Here is a 19,324-nt window from a genome sequence, read left to right as displayed (position 1 = left end):
GGCGGACGGACGGCACCGACGGGCGGATCACGGTCGACCGGCCGGGTGAGCGGGGTGGCGGCAGGGTTCGTACGTGCCCTTTCGAGCTGAGTCGTCTACGACATCACGCGCGCCGGCGCTCGAACCCGACGCGGGCGGCCGGCGGCACGACGGGAGGGACCCACGCGGACAGCCGGCGGCGGGACCCCACGCAGGCGGCCGGGCGGAGGACCTCGCGCCGGCGGGACGCGCACCGGTCGCCCGCGCACACGCCGCCTGCGCGACCGGCGTGGCTGCCCACGACGTACGCCGGACGGGCGCACCGCCGCCGGGATGCCGGACGGGCTCCATCGCCCGTGGCCCCACGGGGAGGGAGGTCGCGGCTGCTGATGTCGTAGACGATTCAGCTCGAAAGGGCGCGTGCGGCGATCGGTCACCGGGCGGACGGACGGCACCGGCGGCCGGATCACGGTAGCCCGGCGGAGTGGGCGGGGCGAGCGGGGTGGCGGCAGGTTCGTAGGCGCGACCGGCCGGCGAAGGCGCGGACGTCGGGCCCAGCGCCACCGCCGGCCGGCAGGCGTGGACGTCGGGCCAGGCGCGGGTCGAGGGTCAGACGTAGAGGGAGGTGAAGGGCGCCCAGGGCAGGTTGCGCAGGATCGTGAACGCGAGCCAGGCGGCCAGGAAGACGCCGATCACCCGGGAGCTGATCCGCAGCTCGGGCAGGCGCCAGCCGAACGCCTGCTTCCCGGCCCAGGCGACGAAGAGGTAGGCCAGGAAGGGCAGCGCGAAGACGAAGAGGAAGTGGTGCCGGGCGGCGGCCGGCAGGTCGCCGTGCAGGACGTACCAGAGCGCGCGGGTGCCGCCGCAGCCCGGGCAGTCCAGCCCGGTGGTGAGCTTGAGCAGGCAGGTCGGCGCGGCGTCCGACGCGGAGCGCGTGGGGTCGCTGATCAGCGCGTAGCCGATGCCGGCGGCGACGCAGCCGAGCGCGGCGAGCGGCACGGCCCAGCGCGGTGAGCGGTCGTAGAGGCGGACGACGAAGCGGGTGAGCCGGTCGGGCTCGGCGACGGGGTAGGCCGCCCCCGGGTAGGCCGCCCCGGGGTGGGGCGAATCCGGATAGGGCGAACCCGGGTGGGGCGGCGCCTGGTCCGTGGGCCGTCCGCCGGCCGGTGCCGCCTGGCCCGCCTGGGGCGGGGCGTCGAGCCCGCCCGTCTGCGGATGCGACGGGGAGGCCGGTCCGTCAACGCTCGTCACGTCGCTCACCGTACACCGGCCACGCCCACCAGCGCGGCGGCCAGCGGCGCGGCCAGGTCGCCGGCGGCGGGCGGGGCCACCGCGTCGAGCCCCAGCCAGCCAGCGAGGCGGTGCAGCTCGGCGGCGAGCGCCAGGGCGGTCTCGCCCCGGTCGACGCCCGGCTCGCCCCATGCGGCCGGCACCAGCAGCACGCCGGCCTTCCGGTCGGCCTTCAGGTCGACCCGGGCGGTGAACCGCTCCCCCTGAAGGAAGGGCAGCACGTAGTAGCCGTGCACCCGCTGCGCCGCCGGCACGTAGATCTCGATGCGGTAGCTGAAGTCGAAGAGCCGCTCGGTGCGCGCCCGCTCCCAGACCAGGGGGTCGAACGGGCTGACCAGGGTGTTGCCGCGCACCCAGCGGGGCAGGCGCACCCCGGCGTGCAGCCAGGCGGGCCGCCGCCAACCCTGCACGGCGACCGGCAGCAGCTCACCCGCCTCGACCAGCTCGGCGATGGCCTGCCGGGCGCCGGCCACCGGCAGCCGGAAGTAGTCGCGCAGCTCCGGCTCGGCGGCCACCCCCAGCGACCGCGCGGCGATGCCCACCAGCGCGCGGTGGGCCTCCGCGTCGGTCGGCGTGGGCGCGTCGAGCACCGCTGCCGGCAGCACCCGCTCCGGCAGGTCGTAGCGGCGGGCGAACGACGTGGTGCGGTCGGCGGCCGTCACCTCCCCCGCCCAGAACAGGAACTCCAGCGCCCGCTTCACCGCCGACCAGTTCCACCCCCAGTTGCCGGTCTCCCGGGGCGCGTCGTGCTCGATGTCGGCGGCCGTGAGCGGCCCCCGGGCGGCCACCTCGTCGCGGACCCAGGCGACCAGGTCGGGCTGCTCCTCGACGATGCGCCGCATCCCGCCCCAGGCCTCCGCGCGGGCCCGGGCCATCCGCCAGCGCAGCGCGGGGTGCAGCCCGACGGGCACCAGCGACGCCTCGTGCCCCCAGTATTCGAACAGCTCCCGGGGGCGGCGGTAGGCGGCGGCGTCGAGCAGCGACGTCGGGTAGGGCCCGAGACGGCTGTAGAGCGGCAGGTAGTGCGCCCGTTGCAGCACGTTGACCGAGTCCATCTGGATCAGCCCGACCCGGTCGAGCACCCGGCGCAGGTGCCGGCGGGTGGGCACCCCGGTGGGCGCGGGGTCGGCGAAGCCCTGGGCGGCGAGCGCCACCCGGCGTGCCTGGGCGAGCGAGAGCGATTCCGGTGCGGTCATCGTCGGGCACCCTAATCCAGACGTACGACACCGGTGCGGACGCTGGACCGGTGTCCCGCCGGGGCATACAACGGACGCATGCTCACGATCCGTCGCGAGGAGCCCGACGACGCCGAGGCGGTCGCCCGGGTGCACATCCACGGCTGGCAGGCCGGCTACGCCGGCATCATGCCCGAGGAGGTGCTGCGGCGGCTCAACGTCACGGCCTGGGCACAGCGCCGCCGGGACGTCGGCACCGCCGACCCGGAGCACCCGTTCACCACCCTGCTCGCCGAGGTCGACGGGGCGCTGGTCGGGTTCACAACGTTCGGCCCGTACCGCAACAACCAGGACCGGGGCGACCTCGACGCCGCGCACGGCGAGGTGGTGGCGATGTACGTCGAGCCGGCGTACTGGGGCGACGGCACGGCGCGGGCGCTGCTGACCGCCGCGCGGGCCGGGCTGGTCGCACGGGGCTGGTCGGACTACCGGCTCTGGGTGCTGGAGGCCAACCACCGGGCCCGCCGGTTCTACGAGCGGGCCGGGCTGTCACCGGACGGTGAGCGCTCGACCTATCCGGTGCCGCTGGCCGGCGGGGCTGCGCCGGTCGGACTGGTCGAGCTGCGGTACGCCGGCCGTCTCGACGGCTGACCCGGCCGGCTCCGCCCGGCGACGGCTGAGTCGGCTGCCGTCGCCCGGCGACGGATGGGCAGGAACGCCAGCAGCGCCAGGCTGATCCAGACGTAGGTGTTGCTGCCGAGGAAGCCGTCGAGGCCCGTGAAGTCCTTCTCCCAGGCCCAGACGATCCGACTGATCAGGAAGCCGTACCCGACGATCGAGGCGCCCAGCAGGACGCGGCGCCGGCGGCTGCCCGCGGACGCGGCCATCCCGTTGTCCACCAGCAGGATCAGCGCGGGCAGCAGCCAGACCAGGTGGTGCACCCAGGTGACCGGGCTGACCAGGCACATCACCGCGCCGGTGAGCGCCAGGCCGGTCGCCTCGTCGCCGGCGGCCACGGCGGCGCGGGAGCGCCAGGCCCACAGCGCCAGGGTGGCGAGCACCAGGGCCAGCCAGGCCAGGGTGCTCGGGTGTTCCGGGTTCAGCCGGGCGACCACGCCGCGCAGCGACTGGTTGGAGACGAAGGCCAGCTCACCGACCCGGCCGGTGTTCCACAGCGCCTCCGTCCAGAACTCCCGCGAGGCGTCCGGGAAGAGCGCGGCGGCCAGCAGCGTCGTGCCGGCCGCGGCGGCCATCGAGGTGACCGCGGCCCGCCAGCGGCGGGTCACCAGCAGGTAGACGATGAAGATGCCCGGGGTCAGCTTGATCGCGGTGGCCAGGCCGATGCCCACGCCCGCCCACCGGCTGCCGGCCGGCAGCAGCCGAAGCAGGTCGATCGCGACCAGGAAGAGCAGCAGCATGTTGACCTGGCCGAAGTTGACCGTCTCGCGCATCGGCTCGTACGCGGCGGCCAGGCAGAGCGCCACGGCGAGGGCGAACCAGCGGGTCCAGCCGCAGCGGCGGGAGATCGGGTCGACCAGCCACCAGAACAGCACGGCGGTCACCACCACGCTGGCCGCCACGCTGACCGCGATCGCCGCCGTCCACGGCAGGTACGCCATGGGCAGCATCACCAGGGCGGCGAAGGGCGGGTAGGTGAAGCCGTACTGGGTGCCGGGCTTGAGGAAGTCGTAGATCTCGCCGCCGTCGTGCACCCACCACGTCAGCGCGCCGTAGTAGACCTTGAGGTCGAAGAAGCCGTGCCGGACGGCGGCCACGGAGAGGAAGGCGCTCACCGCGGCGGCGAGCCCGACGACGCCGGTGACCTGCCCGATCGTCCTTCTGGCACCCTGCGCCACCATCGCCTCCCTGGCCCTGCGTAGGCTTCCGTCCCATGGCTCTCGGGTACGTCCGCCCGGCGCGTCCGGAAGACGCCGGCGAGATCGCACGCATCCAACTCGCGACCTGGCGGGTCGCCTATCGCCGGATCCTGCCCCGGCACGTGCTCGACAACCTGGACGAGGCGTGGCTCGCCCGTCGGTGGAGCGCGGCCGTGCAGGAGCCGCCCTCCGGCGCCCATCGGGTGCTGGTCGCCGTCGAACAGGCCGAGCAATCGTATCTGGTGGGGTTCGCCGCCTCCGGTCCGGCCGACGCCGAGGCGCTCGCGCCGGGCGAGCCGGCGGAGGTCCTCGGGCCGGACGTCGCGGCGGTGACGGACCTGCTGGTGGAGCCGCGCTGGGGCCGGCGGGGGCACGGCAGCCGGCTGCTCGCCGCGACCGTCGACCTGTGGCGTGCCGACGGGTTCACCCGCGCGCTGGCCTGGGCCTTCGACGGCGACGCGGCGACCCGGAAGTTCCTCACCAGCACCGGCTGGGAGCTCGACGGGGCGGCCCGCGCGCTGGACGTGGAGGACATGCTCGTCGGGCAGGTGCGCCTGCACGTGGCGGTGCCCGGTGACGCGGACCCGGCGGACGCGACGCCCGCCGAGGCGACGCTGCCGGACCTGCGGCCCGACGAGTCGTCGCCCGCGACGCCCGGGGACTGACCGACCGGCGTTCCCGGAGCACGCCACGCGGTGCCCACGTTCCGCCGGAAACCGTCGGGGGCGTCGCCTACGGTGACCTCATGGTCGCGGTGACGGCGTCCACGACAGGGAGGCATCGGGCATGTTCACGGACACGAGGGCGTGGAGCAGTTTCTCGGTGGACGACGCCGGGCAGGCCGAGCGGTTCTACACCGACACGCTCGGGCTGCGGGTGTCGCGCGACGACGCCATGGGCGGCCTGCTGACGCTGCACCTGGCCGGCGGCCGGGACGTCATGGTCTATCCGAAGGCGGACCACACCCCGGCGGCCCACACGGTCCTCAACTTCCCCGTCGAGGACGTCGACCGGGCCGTCGACGAGCTGACCGCGCGCGGGGTCCGGTTCGCGCGCTATCCCGGGATGCCCCAGGACGAGCGGGGCGTGATGCGCGACAACGGGCCGACGATCGCGTGGTTCACCGACCCGGCCGGCAACATCCTGTCCGTGATCGAGGAGGGCTGACCCGCCGTCCCGGGCGGGCGAGGCCGGGCCCGGGCGGTCAGGGCGAGGCCAGGCCGGGTCGGGCCAGGTGCGCGGTCAGCTCAGCCCCGCGCGGACGGCGGGAACTCGACGACCAGCTCGTCGTCCTCCACCGCCCCCGTGGGCACGAAGCCGAGACTCGTGTAGAGGCGGGCGGCTTGGGCGTTGTCGGGATGGTAGGAGAGCCGGACGGGGTGTCCGCCGTCCTGGTCGCCCAGCCACGCGGCCAGGGTGCGCACGACCGCCCGGCCGACGCCCCGGTCCTGCTCGGCCGCGTCGATCACCATGCCGCCGATCCAGCGCGACCCGTCGTCGTCGACGCCCCACATGACGTGCCCGACGACGGTGTCGTCCGCGTACACCGCCAGCGAGTTCCACACGTCGGAGCGCGTGGTCAGCAGCAGGTAGCGGGCGGCCAGCGCCGCGCCCCACGCCCGCTGGTCGTCACGCGGGGCGACATCGGCCACCGCCCGCCAGTTGTCGTCGTCCACGGGGCGCAGGGTGACCCGGCGCCCGGCCCGGTCGGAGAGTCCAGATTCGATCACCCGGGCAGCCTAGGGACGGCCCGGGTGCTCCGCGAAGGGTTTACCGTCAGTCGAGCAGGGCGTCCAGGCCGACCGTCAGCCCGGGCCGGGTGCGGACCGCGCGGACGGCCAGCAGCACGCCCGGCATGAACGAGACCCGGTCGTACGAGTCGTGCCGGATCGTCAACGTCTCCCCCACGGTGCCGAAGAGCACCTCCTGGTGGGCGACGAGCCCGGTGGCGCGCACGGCGTGCACGCGTACCCCGTCGATGTCGGCGCCCCGGGCGCCCGCGACCTCGTCCTTCGTGGCGTCCGGGACGGGGCCGAGCCCGGCCTCGGCGCGGGCGGCCGCGACCAGCCGCGCGGTGTGCGTGGCGGTGCCGCTCGGGGCGTCCAGCTTGCGGGGGTGGTGCTGCTCGACGATCTCGACCGACTCGAAGTGCCGGGCGGCGCGGGCGGCGAACTGCATCATCAGCACCGCGCCGATGCCGAAGTTGGGGGCGATCACCACGCCCACCCCGGGCTTGTGGGCCAGCCAGCCGCGCACCCGCTCCAGCCGCTGCTCGGTGAAGCCGGTGGTGCCGACGACGGCGTTGATGCCCTGGTCGATGCACCAGTGCAGGTGGTCCATGACGACGTCGGGGGTGGTGAAGTCGACGACCACCTCGGCCCCGGCGTCGGACGCGGCGAAGAGGCCGTCGCCCTGGTCGACCATGGCCACCAGTTCCATGTCGGCGGCGGCGTCCACGGCCCGGCACACCTCGACGCCCATGCGCCCCCGGGCGCCCAGCACGCCGACCCGGATCAGCTCGTCCGGGCTCTTCTCCTGCTCGTCACTCACGGGGCACAACCTATCCCAATCGGGACGCGCGCATCCGGGCGGACCGTCAGCCGCCGGCACGCACCCACCCGCGATCACCGTCAGCCGCCGGCACGAACCCACCCGGGCCGACCGTCAGCCGCCGGGGACGCGCATCCGCGCGGGCCGGTGCCGGGCAGGAGCGCGGGACGGGTCAGCGGGTGGCGAAGTCGTTCGCGCCGAACGGGCCGACCACGGCCAGCGACATCGGCCGGCTCAGCAGCTCGGCGGCCAGGGTGTTGACGTCGGCCACGGTGACCGCGTCGACCCGGCCGAGCAGCTCGTCGACCGGCATCAGATGGCCGTAGAGCAGCTCGCCCTTGGCGAGCCGGCTCATCCGCGAGCCCGTGTCCTCCAGGCCCAGCACGAACGAGCCCTTGCTCATACCCTTGCCCCGGGCCACCTCGGCCTCGGTCAGGCCGTCGGCCGCCACCCGCGCGAGTTCCGCCCGGGTCAGCTCCAGCACCTCGTCGACCTTGCCGGGCGCGCAGCCGGCGTAGACGGCGAAGAGGCCGGTGTCGGCGTACTGGCTGGCGTAGGAGTAGACCGAGTAGGCGAGGCCGCGCCGCTCGCGGATCTCCTGGAACAGCCGGCTCGACATGCCGCCGCCGAGGATGTTGTTGAGCACGCCGAGGGCGAAGCGCCGCTCGTCGAGCCGGTCGATGCCGGGGCAGCCGAGGATGACGTGCGCCTGCTCGGTCTCCTTCGGCTCCACCAGCGTGGTGGCGGGCTTCGTGCGTACGGCCGGGGTGGCCGACCGGTGCGACGCGGGCGCCGCCGGGTCGGTGTCCAGCGGGGTGCCGCGCAGCGCCTGACGGACCAGCTTGACCACCGTGGCGTGGTCGAGGTTGCCGGCAGCGGCGATGACGATCCGCGACGGCGTGTAGTGGCGGCGGTAGAAGCCCTGGATCTGCCGCCGGGTCATCGGCGTGACGGTCTCCTCGGTGCCGGAGATCAGCCGGCCCAGCGGATGGTCGCCGTAGGCGGCGCGGGCGAAGAGGTCGTGCACCTCGTCGCCGGGCTCGTCGTCGTGCATGGCGATCTCCTCGAGGATCACACCCCGCTCGGTCTCCACGTCGGCCGGCTCCAGCAGCGAGTCGGCGACCGCGTCGCACATGACGTCGATGGCCAGCGGCAGGTCCTCGTCCAGCACGCGGGCGTAGTAGCAGGTGTATTCCTTGGTGGTGAAGGCGTTGGTCTCACCGCCCACCGCCTCGATCTCGGCGGAGATGTCGAGCGCGCTGCGCTTGTTGGTGCCCTTGAACAGCAGGTGCTCCAGGAAGTGCGCCGCGCCGGCCTGCGGGCCGGTCTCGTCGCGCGAGCCGACCGCGACCCAGACGCCGAACGAGACGCTGCGCATCGCCGGGATCGCCTCGGTGAGCACGCGCAGCCCACTGGGCAGCACGGTACGTCGTACCGTGCCGCCCAGCGGGTCGTCGCTGATCGTGCGGGTCACCGCCCGGGCGGCGCCGCCGGAGCGGGCCGCCCCGGTGCTGCGGCGCAAGGCCCCCGCGGGGCCCGGGACGGACGCCACCCCCCGTCGATCCGGCGGAAACGGCGCGCTGACGGCCCGACTCACGTGTTGCTCCCAGATCGACGAGGGGTGGGTGATGCGATGGTGCGGTGGGTCAGCTGCGTCGGGTGCGGCGGCGCGGACGCTCGCCGCCCTCGCCACCCTCGCCGCCGCCCTCGCCGCGCTCGCCGCCGCCCGGGCCACGACCGCCCCGGTCGCCGCCGCGCTCCCGGTCGCCCCGGTCACGCGGAGCCCGGTCGTCGCGGTCCCGGCCGGCCGGACGCTCGCCACCGGCGGCCTCGCCGGCGGCCGGCGCCTCGGCGCCCTCCGGGCGGACCTTGTCCAGGTAGATCTTGCCGCGGGCGTCGATGTCCGCGATCTCGACCTCGACCCGGTCGCCGACGTTGAGGAAGTCCTCGACCTTCTCGACCCGCTTGCCGTCGCCCACCTTGGAGATGTGCAGCAGGCCGTCCCGACCCGGCAGCAGCGAGATGAACGCGCCGAACGCGGCGGTCTTGACCACCGTGCCGAGGAACCGCTCCCCGGCCTTCGGCAGCGTCGGGTTGGCGATCCCGTTGATCCGGTCCACCGCCGCCTGGGCCGACGGGCCGTTGGTGGCGCCGACGTAGATGGTGCCGTCGTCCTCGATGGAGATCTCGGCGCCGGTCTCGTCCTGGATGGCGTTGATGGTCTGCCCCTTCGGGCCGATCACCATGCCGATCTTGTCGACCGGGATCTTGACGGTGGTGACCCGCGGGGCGTACTCCGACATCTCGGCCGGGCCCTCGATCGCCGCCTGCATCACGTCGAGGATGGTCTGCCGGGCCTCGTACGCCTGCTGAAGCGCGGCGGCCAGCACGTCCGACGGGATGCCGTTGAGCTTGGTGTCGAGCTGGAGCGCGGTGACGAACTCCGGCGTGCCGGCGACCTTGAAGTCCATGTCGCCGAACGCGTCCTCGGCACCGAGGATGTCGGTCAGCGTCACGTACTGGGTCTTGCCGTCCACCTCGTCGGAGATGAGGCCCATGGCGATGCCGGCCACCGGCGCCTTCAGCGGCACACCGGCGGAGAGCAGGCCCAGCGTCGAGGCGCAGACCGAGCCCATCGAGGTGGAGCCGTTGGAGCCGAGCGCCTCGGAGACCTGCCGGATGGCGTACGGGAACTCCTCGCGCGACGGCAGCACCGGGATCAGCGCCCGCTCGGCGAGCGCGCCGTGGCCGATCTCGCGCCGCTTCGGCGAGCCGACCCGGCCGGTCTCACCGGTCGAGTACGGCGGGAAGTTGTAGTTGTGCATGTAGCGCTTGCGGTTCTCCGGGGACAGGGTGTCCACCATCTGCTCCATGCGCAGCATGTTGAGGGTGGTGACGCCCAGGATCTGGGTCTCGCCACGCTCGAACAGCGCCGAACCGTGCACCCGGGGCAGCACGCCGACCTCGGCAGTCAGCGGGCGGATGTCGCGCGGGCCGCGGCCGTCGATGCGGACCTGCTCGCGCAGCACCCGGTTGCGCACCTCGGACTTGGTGAGCGACCGGAAGGCGGCGCCGAGCTCCTTCTCGCGGCCCTCGAAGCGACCGCCGAGCTCCTCGGCGACCTTGGCCTTGATCCGGTCGAGGGCCTCCTCGCGGTCGGCCTTGCCGGCGATCTGGAGGGCCTCGGCGACCTCGGCGCGGGCCAGGTCGGCCACCGCCTCGTAGACGTCGTCCTGGTAGTCGAGGAAGACCGGGAACTCGGCGACGGGCTTGGCGGCCACCTCGGCCAGCTCGGCCTGCGCGCGGCACAGCTCGCGGATCGCCGGCTTCGCGGCCTCCAGGCCGCTGGCCACGATCTCCTCGGTCGGCGCGGTCGCGCCGCCCGCGATCAGGGTCACGGCGTTCGGCGTCGCCTCGGCCTCGACCATCATGATCGCGACGTCGCCGTCCGGCAGCGAGCGGCCGGCCACGACCATGTCGAAGGTGGCCCGGGCCAGCTCCTCCAGGGTCGGGAAGGCGACCCACTGGCCATCGATGTGCGCGACCCGGGTCGCCCCGATCGGGCCGGAGAACGGCAGGCCGGAGAGCTTGGTCGACATCGAGGCGGCGTTGATCGCCACGACGTCGTAGGGGTGCTGCGGGTCGAGCGCGAGGATGGTCTCGACGACCTGGACCTCGTTGCGCAGGCCCTTGACGAACGACGGGCGCAGCGGCCGGTCGATCAGCCGGCAGGTGAGGATCGCGTCCTCGCTGGGGCGACCCTCGCGGCGGAAGAACGAGCCGGGGATGCGGCCCGCGGCGTACATCCGCTCCTCGACGTCGACGGTCAGCGGGAAGAAGTCGAACTGCTCCTTCGGCTGCTTGCCGGCGGTGGTGGCGGAGAGGACGACCGTCTCGCCGAGCTGGGCGACGACGGAGCCGGCGGCCTGACGGGCAAGCCGGCCGGTGGAGAAGGTGATCTCACGGGTGCCGAAGGACCCGTTGTCGATCACGGCGGTGCGGGATTCGGTGCCGAGGTTGGTCTCGGTCATGGTGCTGTCGTGCTCCTTCGCATCGGGGGCCCACGACGCGGGAAGCTGCTCAGACGGCCGGTCTTCGATCGAAGCGCCCGGGTGGCCGGCGCGAGGCCGGGGTGCCCGGGGGCCACTACCGGAGACCGGTACGCTGACCGGCTCCCTTTTCAGGTGGTCGCGCGGCCCGGTTTTCGTGTGGCGGCGAAGCGGGGGAGCGGCCCGGTCGGGCCACTCCCCCGTCACGTCACCGGCGCAGACCGAGCCGCTCGATGAGCGACCGGTAGCGGTTGATGTCCTTCTTCTGGACGTAGTTGAGCAGCCGACGGCGACGGCCGACCAGCAGCAGCAGCCCACGGCGGCTGTGGTGGTCGTGCTTGTGCACCTTCAGGTGCTCGGTCAGCTCGGCGATCCGCTTGGTGAGGACCGCGACCTGCACCTCCGGCGAACCGGTGTCGCCCTCGGCGGTCGCGTACTCCGCGCGGATCTTGGCCTTGGCTTCCTGGTCGAGCGCCATGTTCTCCCTGTTTCGTGGGTTGTTCGATGATGTCCGTCGGCTCGGTCAGTGGACCGGAAACGGACCGGTACCTCGCACCCGCGGCGTCGTGCAGGCACGCGAGGCCCCACGTCGGTCAGCCGACGTCGCAGCCAGACTACCAGCCCGGCCGGATGGCGGCCTGTCAAGGGCCGCGACGCGGTCAACCGAGCACGCGCCGGGTCCGCTCGACGTCCTGGTTCATCTGGGCGATCAGGGGCTCGATCGCGTCGTAGCGGATCTGCCCGCGCAGGTGCGCCACGAAGTCCAGCGCCAGCCGCTCGCCGTACAGGTCGCCGGTGAAGTCGAGCACGTACGCCTCCACCCGCCGCTCCCGTCCGGAGAACGTCGGGTTGGTGCCGACCGACACCGCCGCCGCCAGGGGCTCGGGGTGGCCCCGGCGCACCAGCCGGGCGGCGTAGACGCCGTCGGCGGGGATCGCCGCGTACCGGTGGCAGAGCAGGTTGGCGGTGGGGAAGCCCAGCTCGCGGCCCCGCTGGTCGCCGCGGACCACCACGCCCTCCACCCGGTGGGGGCGGCCGAGCGCGGCGGCGGCGGCCGTCACGTCCCCGGCGTCGACGCAGGAGCGGATGTACGTGGAGGAGAAGACGGTGCCCGCCTCGGCGACGAGCGGCGCCCCCTCCACGCCGAAGCCGAAGGTGCGCCCGAGCCGCTCCAGCAGCGCCACGTCGCCGGCGGCCTTGTGCCCGAAGCGGAAGTTGTCGCCCACCACGACCAGGGCGGCGTGCAGGTGCTCGACGAGGATGTCGTGCACGAACGCCTCGGCGGGCAGCCGGGAGAACTCCGGGGTGAACGGCACCACGCAGAGCACGTCCACGCCGAGCGCCTCGATCAGCTCCGCCTTGCGGGCGGTCTCGGTGAGCACCGCCGGGTGCGAGCCGGGGCGCACCACCTCGGCCGGGTGCGGGTCGAAGGTGACCACCACCGACTGCACGCCCAGCTCGCGCGCCCGGGACACGGCGTGCCCGATGGTCGCCTGGTGCCCCTTGTGCACGCCGTCGAAGACGCCGATGGTGACGACCGACCGCCCCCAGCCACCGGGCGCCGCGTCGTACCCCCGCCACCGCTGCATGCCGCTCCTCCCCTGCCTCCGCGGCGGCCCGCGCCGGCCGCCGGTCCTTCGCCCCGTGCCCGTCAGGCGGGGGCGAGCACGATCTCCGCGCGGGCCCGGCCGTCCCGCTCGCTGACGATAGCGATCAGCCCGCCGTCGGGGCCGAAGACCGCGTACGGGCCGGCGATGCCCGCCGGGTCGAGCGGCCCGCCGTGGGAGAGCACCTTCGCCTCGTCGGCGCCGGCGTCGCGGCGCGGGAAGAACCGGTCGGCCGCCGCGGCCAGTGGCAGGTTCACCACCTCGGGGGCGCGCTGCTCCAGCTCGTCGAGGGTGGCGGCCTCCGCGAGGGCGAAGTTCCCGACGGCGGTACGGCGCAGCGCCGTCAGGTGGCCGCCCACCCCGAGCGCCAGGCCCGCGTCGCGGGCGATCGCCCGGATGTACGTCCCCGAGGAGCAGGTCACGTCGATGTCCACGTCCACGACGTCCGGCGCGTCGCGGCGTACCGCCAGCAGTTCCAGCCGGGACACGGTGACCCGGCGGGCGGGCAGCTCGACGCTCTCCCCCTCGCGCACCCGCTTGTACGCCCGCTGCCCGTCGATCTTGATGGCGCTGACCGCGCTCGGCACCTGGTCGATCTCCCCGGTCGACGCGGCCAGCGCCGCCCGGATCGCCTCGTCGGTGACCGTGCCGGCGGGCGTGGTGGCGATCACGTCGCCCTCGGCGTCGTCGGTGACGGTGGCCTGGCCGAGCCGGACGGTGGCGGTGTAGCTCTTGTGCGCGCCGATCACGTAGGTGAGCAGGCGGGTGGCCCGCCCGACCCCGATCACCAGGACGCCGGTCGCCATCGGGTCGAGGGTGCCGCCGTGCCCCACCCGGCGGGTCCGCGCCAACCGGCGGATGCGCGCCACCACGTCGTGCGACGTCATGCCGCCGGGCTTGTCGACCACGATCAGACCGTCTGTGCTCACGACACCCAAGCCTGCCAGACCGGGCCGGACGCCCCGCCGCCGCCGTACGGGGTCGGGCGGACGGCCGTCGCGGCGTCCACGTCCTGGACGCCCGTCCTGGTCGCCGGGGCGCGGCTCAGCGCACCGCGCCGACCACGACCCAGCCCCCGGAGCGCAGCCGCAGCAGCAGGGCCACCAGCCGGATCACCACGAACAGCGTGAGCCCCGCCCAGATGCCGCCGAGGCCGAGGCCGAGCCCGTACGCCAGCCAGATGGCGGGCAGGAAGCCGCCGAGCGCGGCCACGATGGTGAGGTTGCGCAGGTAGCGGACGTCCCCGGCGCCGATCAGCACGCCGTCGAGGGCGAACACGACGCCCGCCAGCGGCTGCATCGCCACGAACCACGGCCAGGCGAGCATGGCCTGCTCGCGTACCTGCGGATCGGAGCTGAACCAGCCGGGGACCACGCCGGCGCCGGCGGCGATGAGCACGGCGAACGCCACGCCGCAGACGCCGCCGAGCAGCCCGATCCGGCGGGCGACGTCCCGGGCCGCGGCGGCGTCGCCGGCCCCGAGGGCCGCGCCGACCAGCGACTGGGCGGCGATGGCGAGCGCGTCGAGCACCAGGGCGGTGAAGAACCACAGTTGCAGGGCGATCTGGTGCGCGCCGACGGCGGCGGCCCCGAAGCGGGCGGCGACGGCGGTGGCGGAGAGGAAGCTGGCCTGGAACGCGACGCCCCGGATCAGCAGGTCCCGGCTGAGCGCCAGTTGCTGCCCGATGAGCCGGGGCCGGGGCCGCAGCGACACCCGTTCGGCGACCAGCGCCCCGGCGAAGAGCGCCCCGCAGATGGTCTGCGCGATGACGTTGGCCACGGCGGAGCCGACCAGGCCCAGCCCGGCCGGATAGACCAGCAGCGGGCAGAGCACGGCGGAGAGCAGGTTCGGGCCGAGCACGAACACCAGCGGTCGGCGCATGTCCTGCACGCCGCGCAGCCAACCGTTGCCGGCGGCGGCGAGCAGCAGGCCGGGCGCGCCGAGCGCCGCGACCCGCAGCCACTGCGCGGCGGCGTCGGCCACCTCGCCGGGGCCTCCGGCGAGGGTACGCGCCAACGCCCCACCGCCGACCTGCATGCCGAGGGCGACGAGCACCCCCACCGCCAGGGCGAGCCACGACGCCTGGACGCCCTCGGCGACGGCGGACGCCCGGTCACCCGCCCCGAAGCGTCGGGCCGAGCGCCCCGTGGTGCCGTACGCGACGACGGTGCCGAGCCAGGCGATGAGCGTCAGCACCGTCCCGCCGACGGCGAGGGCGGCCAGCGGCACCCGACCGAGATGCCCGACCACCGCCGTGTCCACGAGCACGTAGATCGGTTCGGCGGCCAGCACCACCAGCGCCGGCAGGGCCAGCGCGGCGATCCGGCGGGGCGCGGCGGCCCGGTCGAGGGCGACGGATTGGCTCATCGCCGCCGATCCTGGCACGGCACCGGTAAGGATCGCAAGCTAGCCGATCACTTACCGGGAGCCGGCCCGTCCGGAGCCGGCTGGACGCCCCTCCACGGCCCGAATTGGACGCGCTCCCCCGACGAGCCACCGGCACGGGCGACGGCTCCCCGACGAGCCAGCCCGCGAGCAGTAGGGCGGCGCGCGGCTCCGCCTGGGTACCGCTTCACCGACTCCCCGTCTCCCCGTCTCCCCGGGCATCTGCGCCGATGAGACGACGCGGCGGCACCGCCGCCGGCGACGACCGGCGTGCAGCAGGACGGGACGGTGCCGCCCTGGGTGCCTGCGCCCCCGCCGTGGTACGGGGCGGACCAGGGGCCGACGGGCACGGCCGGGCCGCCGACCCCGTCGCTGTGTCGCGTGACGCGGACGGCAACCCGACCAGCGCGACCAGGGCCGTCCTGGGACCCCTCACCCGACCCGAGCCCCACCGCCCCGCCTGACACCGCACGAGCGCCCCCGTGATCAGGACGCCATGGACGTTACCCGGCCTCCTTCAGGTCCATGGCGTCCTGATCACGGGGCGTTCCAGCGCTCTCGACTGCGCCAGCGCCCAGCGGGCGGACATTCCACCCGGCCCGCAGCAGGCGGGTGGCGGCAGCGGCGGGCAGGCGGCCAGCCGACGACCGGCGGGCATGGGACGGGCAGCAGGCGGCAGGCGGCAGGCGGCAGGCGGCCAGCCGACGACAGGCAGGCATCGGACGGCAGCGGGCGGCGGCCAGCAGACGGTGGGCGGCGGCCAGCGGGCAGCGGGCAGCAGGCGACGGGTGGCAGAGCACCGAGCAGGTGGTGACCGCGCTCTACGCCGAGTTCGTCCGCCGTCGCAGACGTGGCTCAGCCTCAGACGGGGCGTGTGGCATAGCGGCAGGGCACCAAGCAGGCGGCAGGCCGTCGGCGCAGCCCCGGTGCCGGGCTACCAGAAGGCGCGGGCTTCCGTGGCGGGCACGCGGGCCGGGCCACCAGGAGGCGCGGGCTCCCGTGCTGGGCATGCGGGCGCCGGGACGGGCACGAAGGGTGTGGGACGAGGTGGCCCGGAGTGGGGCGGGGATGGCGCTCAGGGCCGGTGCGGGGTGACGCTGTCGGCGCGGCAGGCCGGCAGCGTCACCGCCGGTCGGCGTATGTCACTGACGGGTGTCCATGGACGTCTGCAGTGCGCGGCGCATCTGCTCGCGGGCCTCGTCGGTGGTCTGCGGCTTGGGCTTGCTGGGCATGGTGGTCCCCTTCCAGGGCGCGGGCAGCCGTCGGGCGGCAGCCCTCACGGGCGGTCGTGCTCTGCGCCCGGCAGCGGCCCGGGGTCACCGGAGCGGCTGGTGGGCAGCGTTAGCCCGGGTCGGTCCGACCCTGGAGGGAGGCGCCGCCGGGTGTGGCGACACCGCCCACGGCCAGCGCCGCCATACGACGCCGGCCGATTCCCAAGCTATCGTTCAGTTCCACATACTGCCCGGTGTTCCCGCGATCTGGACTCATGTTCGCCCGGAGCCGGCGCGCGGCACGGCACTCCCACGGGACGCGGAGCCGGCTCAGCGAGCGCGGAGCCAGGTCAGCGAGCGCGGAGCCAGGTCAGCGAGCGCGGAGCCGGCTCTTCCGGGACGCGGAGCCAGGCCGGCGAGCGCGCAGGCGGGGGCGGCCCGCGCGGCGCCGGCCGGCAGGGTGGAGCCGGGTCAGCGGGCCAGGAAGTGCCAGCCCAGCCACCACCAGAAGCCGAACAGGCCGATCCGGCCGACCGGCACCGGGCCCACCTCGTAGCGCATCACGTAGGCGCAGACCTCGCCGAGCGTGGGGATCCGGGAGCCCTCGCGGCGGGCGGCCCACTCGACGGCGGCGAAGAGCACCAGGGAGACCAGGAAGCCACCGATGGCCAACATCCGCATCATCGCCGCACCAGTCCCCAGAACGCCGCCAGCCAGCCCAGCCAGGCCGCCGAGCGGACCAGGCGGTCCTCCAGCAGCGGATCGGCCAGCCGCGAGAAGGTGGGGAAGTCGTCCCCCGCCGCCAGGACGAACGTGGTCCCCTCGAAGACCCCGAAGACCACCACCGGCAGGGCCCACCAGGCGGCCGGGGCGCCCAACCGGCGCGGCGCGGGCCGCCGGGGCACCCGGTTGCTCAGGCCCAACCAGATCAGCACCCCGCCGGTGCCGAGGGTCCAGAGATTGGCCTCGGTCGAGAACGACGGGAACCGGCCGCCGACCAACGAGAGGCAGACGAGCACCGGCACGGCGACGGCGGGACGGTCCCAGGCGCGGGGCGCCTCGACGGTGAGGTCGTGGGGCTGTTCCATCCCGCGATTCTCCCCGTACTCGCCGCAACCGGGAAGACGGACACTCCCCGGGCTCACCCTGATCTTCCCGCGCCCGCCTGTCCGGGTCAGTGCCGGCCGGCGCCGGTCAGCGCGCCGTCGAGTTCCGCGCGGATCCGGCCGACGACCTCGTCGAGCGTGCCGGAACCGGTGAAGCCGGCGGCGAAGCGGTGCCCGCCGCCGCCCAGGGCGACCGCCACCCGGCTGACGTCCACCGCGCCCTTGCTGCGCATCGACACCGCCCAGTCTCCGGTCGCGGTCTCCTTGACCACACAGCTCACGTCGGCCTCGGCGGTGCACCGGACCGAGTCGATGAGCGGCTCCAGCACGTACGGGCGCTGTTCGTGCCGGGCCAGGTCGTCCTGGGTCGCGTACGTCCACACCAGACCGTGCCCCGCGGCCACGGCGGGCTCCAGGCGGGCCCGGCCGAGCACCTCGCCGAAGAGGCGGACGGCGCCGAACGGCCGGGTGTCGAAGACCCGGCGGGAGATGTCACCGGGCCGGATGCCGGTGGTCAGCAGGCGTGCCGCCAGCTCGTGCACCGCCGGGGTGGTCGCCTCGAACCGGAATGAGCCGGTGTCGGTGCTCAGCGCGACGTAGAGGCACTCCGCGATCCCGGCGTCCAGCTCGACGCCGAGGCGGCCGAGCAGCCCCTCGGCGACCACCGAGGTGGCCGCCGCGTGCGGGTCCACGAGGTTGATCCGGCCGAAGTGGGTGTTCGACGCGTGGTGGTCGAGCACCAGCGCGGCGCGGGCGGTCTCCAGCCGGTCGACCAGCTCGCCGAGGCGCGACCCGCTGGCCGCGTCGAAGCAGATGACCAGGTCCGGGTCCGGGTACGCCTCGGTCGCCGGCACCAGCAGGTCGAGCCCGGGCAGCCCCCGGAACGGCTCCGGCACCTCCGGCGGGCCGGGAAACGTCGCCTGCATCCGCCGCACCCCGAGCCGGCGCAACCCGAGCCCGAAGCCCAGCATGCTGCCCAGCGCGTCCCCGTCCGGGTTGACGTGGCAGATCAGCAGCACCCGCCCGTCCGGCGGCAGGTCCCGCACGGCCGCGACGGCGGCGGTCCAGTCCGCCTCGGTCGGGCCGGCGTCGAGCGGTGGCGCCGCCTCGGCGAGGGCGCCACCGGCCGGGCCGCCGGAGGGCTCGGTCACCGCGCTTCCCCGCCCCGCGAGGGGGTCTCGTCGGCGTCCTCGGCGGTCGCCTCGTCGGCGTCCTCGTCCTCGTCCAGCCGGTACGGCTGGGGCTCGCCCGCGTACTCGGCCCGGGCGGCGATGCGCTGCACCTCGGCGTCGGCGCTGCGGGCCTGGGCGAGCAGGTCGTCGATGTGCTTGACCTGATCCTGCACGTCGTCCAGGACGAAGGTCAGCGTCGGCGAGTGCCGCAGACCGAGCGCCTTGCCGACGGTGCTGCGCAGCATGCCCTTGGCGCTCTCCAGCGCCGCCGCCGTGCCCGCCTGGGCCGCCGCGTCGCCGAGCACCGTGTAGAAGACGGTGGCGTCGCGCAGATCGGCGGTGATCCGGGCGTCGGTGATCGTGATCATGCCGAGCCGGGGGTCCTTGATCTGGCTACGCACCACCGACGCGACCAGTTCACGCACCCGCTCCGCGTGCCGGCGTACCTTGGCCGGATCCGACATCTCGCCACCTCCACGGCGTCCCGCTCCCGGCCGCCGTCCGGCGACGCGGAGCGCCCCGGAGCCGACGGCCCAACAACTCGAACACTACCCGCGCGGCCACCCGCGTCGCGCGGCGCCGGCTCCGTCCCGGCTTCGGCGGACAGCGCCGCCGGTCAGTCCTCTTCGCCGTACAGCCGCCGGCGCACCGAGAGCAGCTCGGTCTCCGGCCGGCCGGCCACCAGGCGCTCGCAGGAGTCCAGCACCTCGCGGACGTGCGACGCCTCGGCGGCCACCACGGCCACGGCTATCTCGGCCCGACCGTGCAGGTCGAGCGCTCCCACTTCGGCGGCCGACACCTCGAAGCGGCGCAACGCCGCGACGATCGGCCGTACGTATGATCTCTTGGCCTTGAGCGACCGGGAGTCGCCCGGCAGCAGCAGGTCGAAGACCGCGGTTCCGGTGAACATCGCCCCGGACGAT

The 19,324-nt window shown here is 74.6% G+C and carries 20 protein-coding genes; 3 read left to right on the top strand and 17 right to left on the bottom strand.

Going from position 1 to position 19,324, the window contains the following annotated elements; all coding sequences use genetic code 11:
- Positions 1-588: 588 nt before the first annotated feature.
- The gene (locus tag AC5L34_RS11725; protein ID WP_494824830.1) at positions 589-1,239 is read right to left on the bottom strand and encodes a DUF2752 domain-containing protein; all 651 of its coding nucleotides are present in this window, start codon (positions 1,237-1,239) and stop codon (positions 589-591) included.
- Positions 1,236-2,465: a winged helix-turn-helix domain-containing protein gene (locus AC5L34_RS11720; protein WP_494824828.1), complete on the bottom strand. Its 1,230-nt coding sequence runs from the start codon at positions 2,463-2,465 to the stop codon at positions 1,236-1,238. The genes AC5L34_RS11725 and AC5L34_RS11720 overlap by 4 nt, the downstream gene beginning before the upstream one ends.
- 78 nt (positions 2,466-2,543) lie before the next feature.
- Between AC5L34_RS11720 and AC5L34_RS11715 the strand changes: the two genes are divergently transcribed.
- Positions 2,544-3,095, top strand: coding sequence for a GNAT family N-acetyltransferase (locus AC5L34_RS11715; RefSeq protein WP_494824826.1), 552 nt, complete (start codon positions 2,544-2,546; stop codon positions 3,093-3,095).
- Here AC5L34_RS11715 and AC5L34_RS11710 read toward each other — a convergent pair.
- Complete coding sequence (locus AC5L34_RS11710; protein ID WP_494824824.1) at positions 3,017-4,300, bottom strand: glycosyltransferase 87 family protein; 1,284 nt, start codon at positions 4,298-4,300, stop codon at positions 3,017-3,019. The genes AC5L34_RS11715 and AC5L34_RS11710 overlap by 79 nt on opposite strands.
- 35 nt (positions 4,301-4,335) lie before the next feature.
- Here AC5L34_RS11710 and AC5L34_RS11705 point away from each other — a divergent pair, with 35 nt between their 5' ends.
- Positions 4,336-4,986: a GNAT family N-acetyltransferase gene (locus AC5L34_RS11705; RefSeq protein WP_441175303.1), complete on the top strand. Its 651-nt coding sequence runs from the start codon at positions 4,336-4,338 to the stop codon at positions 4,984-4,986.
- 121 nt (positions 4,987-5,107) lie between these two features.
- On the top strand, positions 5,108-5,488 hold the full coding sequence (locus tag AC5L34_RS11700) for a VOC family protein (RefSeq protein ID WP_494824822.1): 381 nt from the start codon (positions 5,108-5,110) through the stop codon (positions 5,486-5,488).
- Between the two features lie 80 nt (positions 5,489-5,568).
- Here AC5L34_RS11700 and AC5L34_RS11695 read toward each other — a convergent pair whose 3' ends face one another.
- The 14 genes from AC5L34_RS11695 to AC5L34_RS11630 all read right to left on the bottom strand — a co-directional run bounded on the left by AC5L34_RS11695 (position 5,569) and on the right by AC5L34_RS11630 (position 19,311).
- Positions 5,569-6,051: a GNAT family N-acetyltransferase gene (locus AC5L34_RS11695; RefSeq protein WP_494824820.1), complete on the bottom strand. Its 483-nt coding sequence runs from the start codon at positions 6,049-6,051 to the stop codon at positions 5,569-5,571.
- A gap of 46 nt (positions 6,052-6,097) precedes the next feature.
- The gene (dapB, locus tag AC5L34_RS11690) at positions 6,098-6,871 is read right to left on the bottom strand and encodes a 4-hydroxy-tetrahydrodipicolinate reductase (protein ID WP_089001479.1); all 774 of its coding nucleotides are present in this window, start codon (positions 6,869-6,871) and stop codon (positions 6,098-6,100) included.
- Between the two features lie 172 nt (positions 6,872-7,043).
- Positions 7,044-8,468 (bottom strand): M16 family metallopeptidase, encoded by a 1,425-nt coding sequence (locus AC5L34_RS11685; protein ID WP_441175306.1) that lies wholly within the window; start codon positions 8,466-8,468, stop codon positions 7,044-7,046.
- A gap of 49 nt (positions 8,469-8,517) precedes the next feature.
- Positions 8,518-10,902 carry a polyribonucleotide nucleotidyltransferase gene (locus AC5L34_RS11680; protein ID WP_441175307.1) on the bottom strand — a complete coding sequence of 795 codons (2,385 nt, stop codon included), beginning with the start codon at positions 10,900-10,902 and terminating at the stop codon, positions 8,518-8,520.
- A 226-nt stretch (positions 10,903-11,128) separates the two neighbouring features.
- Positions 11,129-11,398 carry a 30S ribosomal protein S15 gene (rpsO, locus tag AC5L34_RS11675; RefSeq protein ID WP_043962418.1) on the bottom strand — a complete coding sequence of 90 codons (270 nt, stop codon included), beginning with the start codon at positions 11,396-11,398 and terminating at the stop codon, positions 11,129-11,131.
- 181 nt (positions 11,399-11,579) lie between these two features.
- Positions 11,580-12,509, bottom strand: coding sequence for a bifunctional riboflavin kinase/FAD synthetase (locus AC5L34_RS11670; protein ID WP_363621189.1), 930 nt, complete (start codon positions 12,507-12,509; stop codon positions 11,580-11,582).
- A gap of 62 nt (positions 12,510-12,571) precedes the next feature.
- On the bottom strand, positions 12,572-13,414 hold the full coding sequence (truB, locus tag AC5L34_RS11665; RefSeq protein WP_494825004.1) for a tRNA pseudouridine(55) synthase TruB: 843 nt from the start codon (positions 13,412-13,414) through the stop codon (positions 12,572-12,574).
- Between the two features lie 157 nt (positions 13,415-13,571).
- Positions 13,572-14,894 carry an MATE family efflux transporter gene (locus tag AC5L34_RS11660; RefSeq protein ID WP_441175308.1) on the bottom strand — a complete coding sequence of 441 codons (1,323 nt, stop codon included), beginning with the start codon at positions 14,892-14,894 and terminating at the stop codon, positions 13,572-13,574.
- Between the two features lie 1,160 nt (positions 14,895-16,054).
- On the bottom strand, positions 16,055-16,192 hold the full coding sequence (locus AC5L34_RS11655) for a hypothetical protein (RefSeq protein ID WP_494824816.1): 138 nt from the start codon (positions 16,190-16,192) through the stop codon (positions 16,055-16,057).
- 402 nt (positions 16,193-16,594) lie between these two features.
- Positions 16,595-16,804: a DUF6186 family protein gene (locus AC5L34_RS11650; RefSeq protein WP_207913944.1), complete on the bottom strand. Its 210-nt coding sequence runs from the start codon at positions 16,802-16,804 to the stop codon at positions 16,595-16,597.
- Positions 16,804-17,211 (bottom strand): hypothetical protein, encoded by a 408-nt coding sequence (locus AC5L34_RS11645; RefSeq protein ID WP_441175309.1) that lies wholly within the window; start codon positions 17,209-17,211, stop codon positions 16,804-16,806. The genes AC5L34_RS11650 and AC5L34_RS11645 overlap by 1 nt, the downstream gene beginning before the upstream one ends.
- An 86-nt stretch (positions 17,212-17,297) precedes the next feature.
- Positions 17,298-18,275, bottom strand: a complete 978-nt coding sequence (locus tag AC5L34_RS11640) for a DHH family phosphoesterase (protein ID WP_441175488.1) — start codon at positions 18,273-18,275, stop codon at positions 17,298-17,300.
- Positions 18,276-18,376: 101 nt separating this feature from the next.
- Positions 18,377-18,865 (bottom strand): 30S ribosome-binding factor RbfA, encoded by a 489-nt coding sequence (gene rbfA, locus AC5L34_RS11635; protein WP_441175310.1) that lies wholly within the window; start codon positions 18,863-18,865, stop codon positions 18,377-18,379.
- A gap of 152 nt (positions 18,866-19,017) precedes the next feature.
- A complete protein-coding gene (locus tag AC5L34_RS11630; protein WP_101414636.1) occupies positions 19,018-19,311 on the bottom strand; it encodes a DUF503 domain-containing protein in 294 nt (97 codons plus the stop codon).
- Between the last annotated feature and the right edge of the window lie 13 nt (positions 19,312-19,324).

This window comes from Micromonospora sp. ZG13 (genome assembly GCF_059359355.1).
The sequence above is the reverse complement of the archived record's forward strand: the minus strand, read 5'-3'. Positions and strand labels throughout refer to the sequence as shown.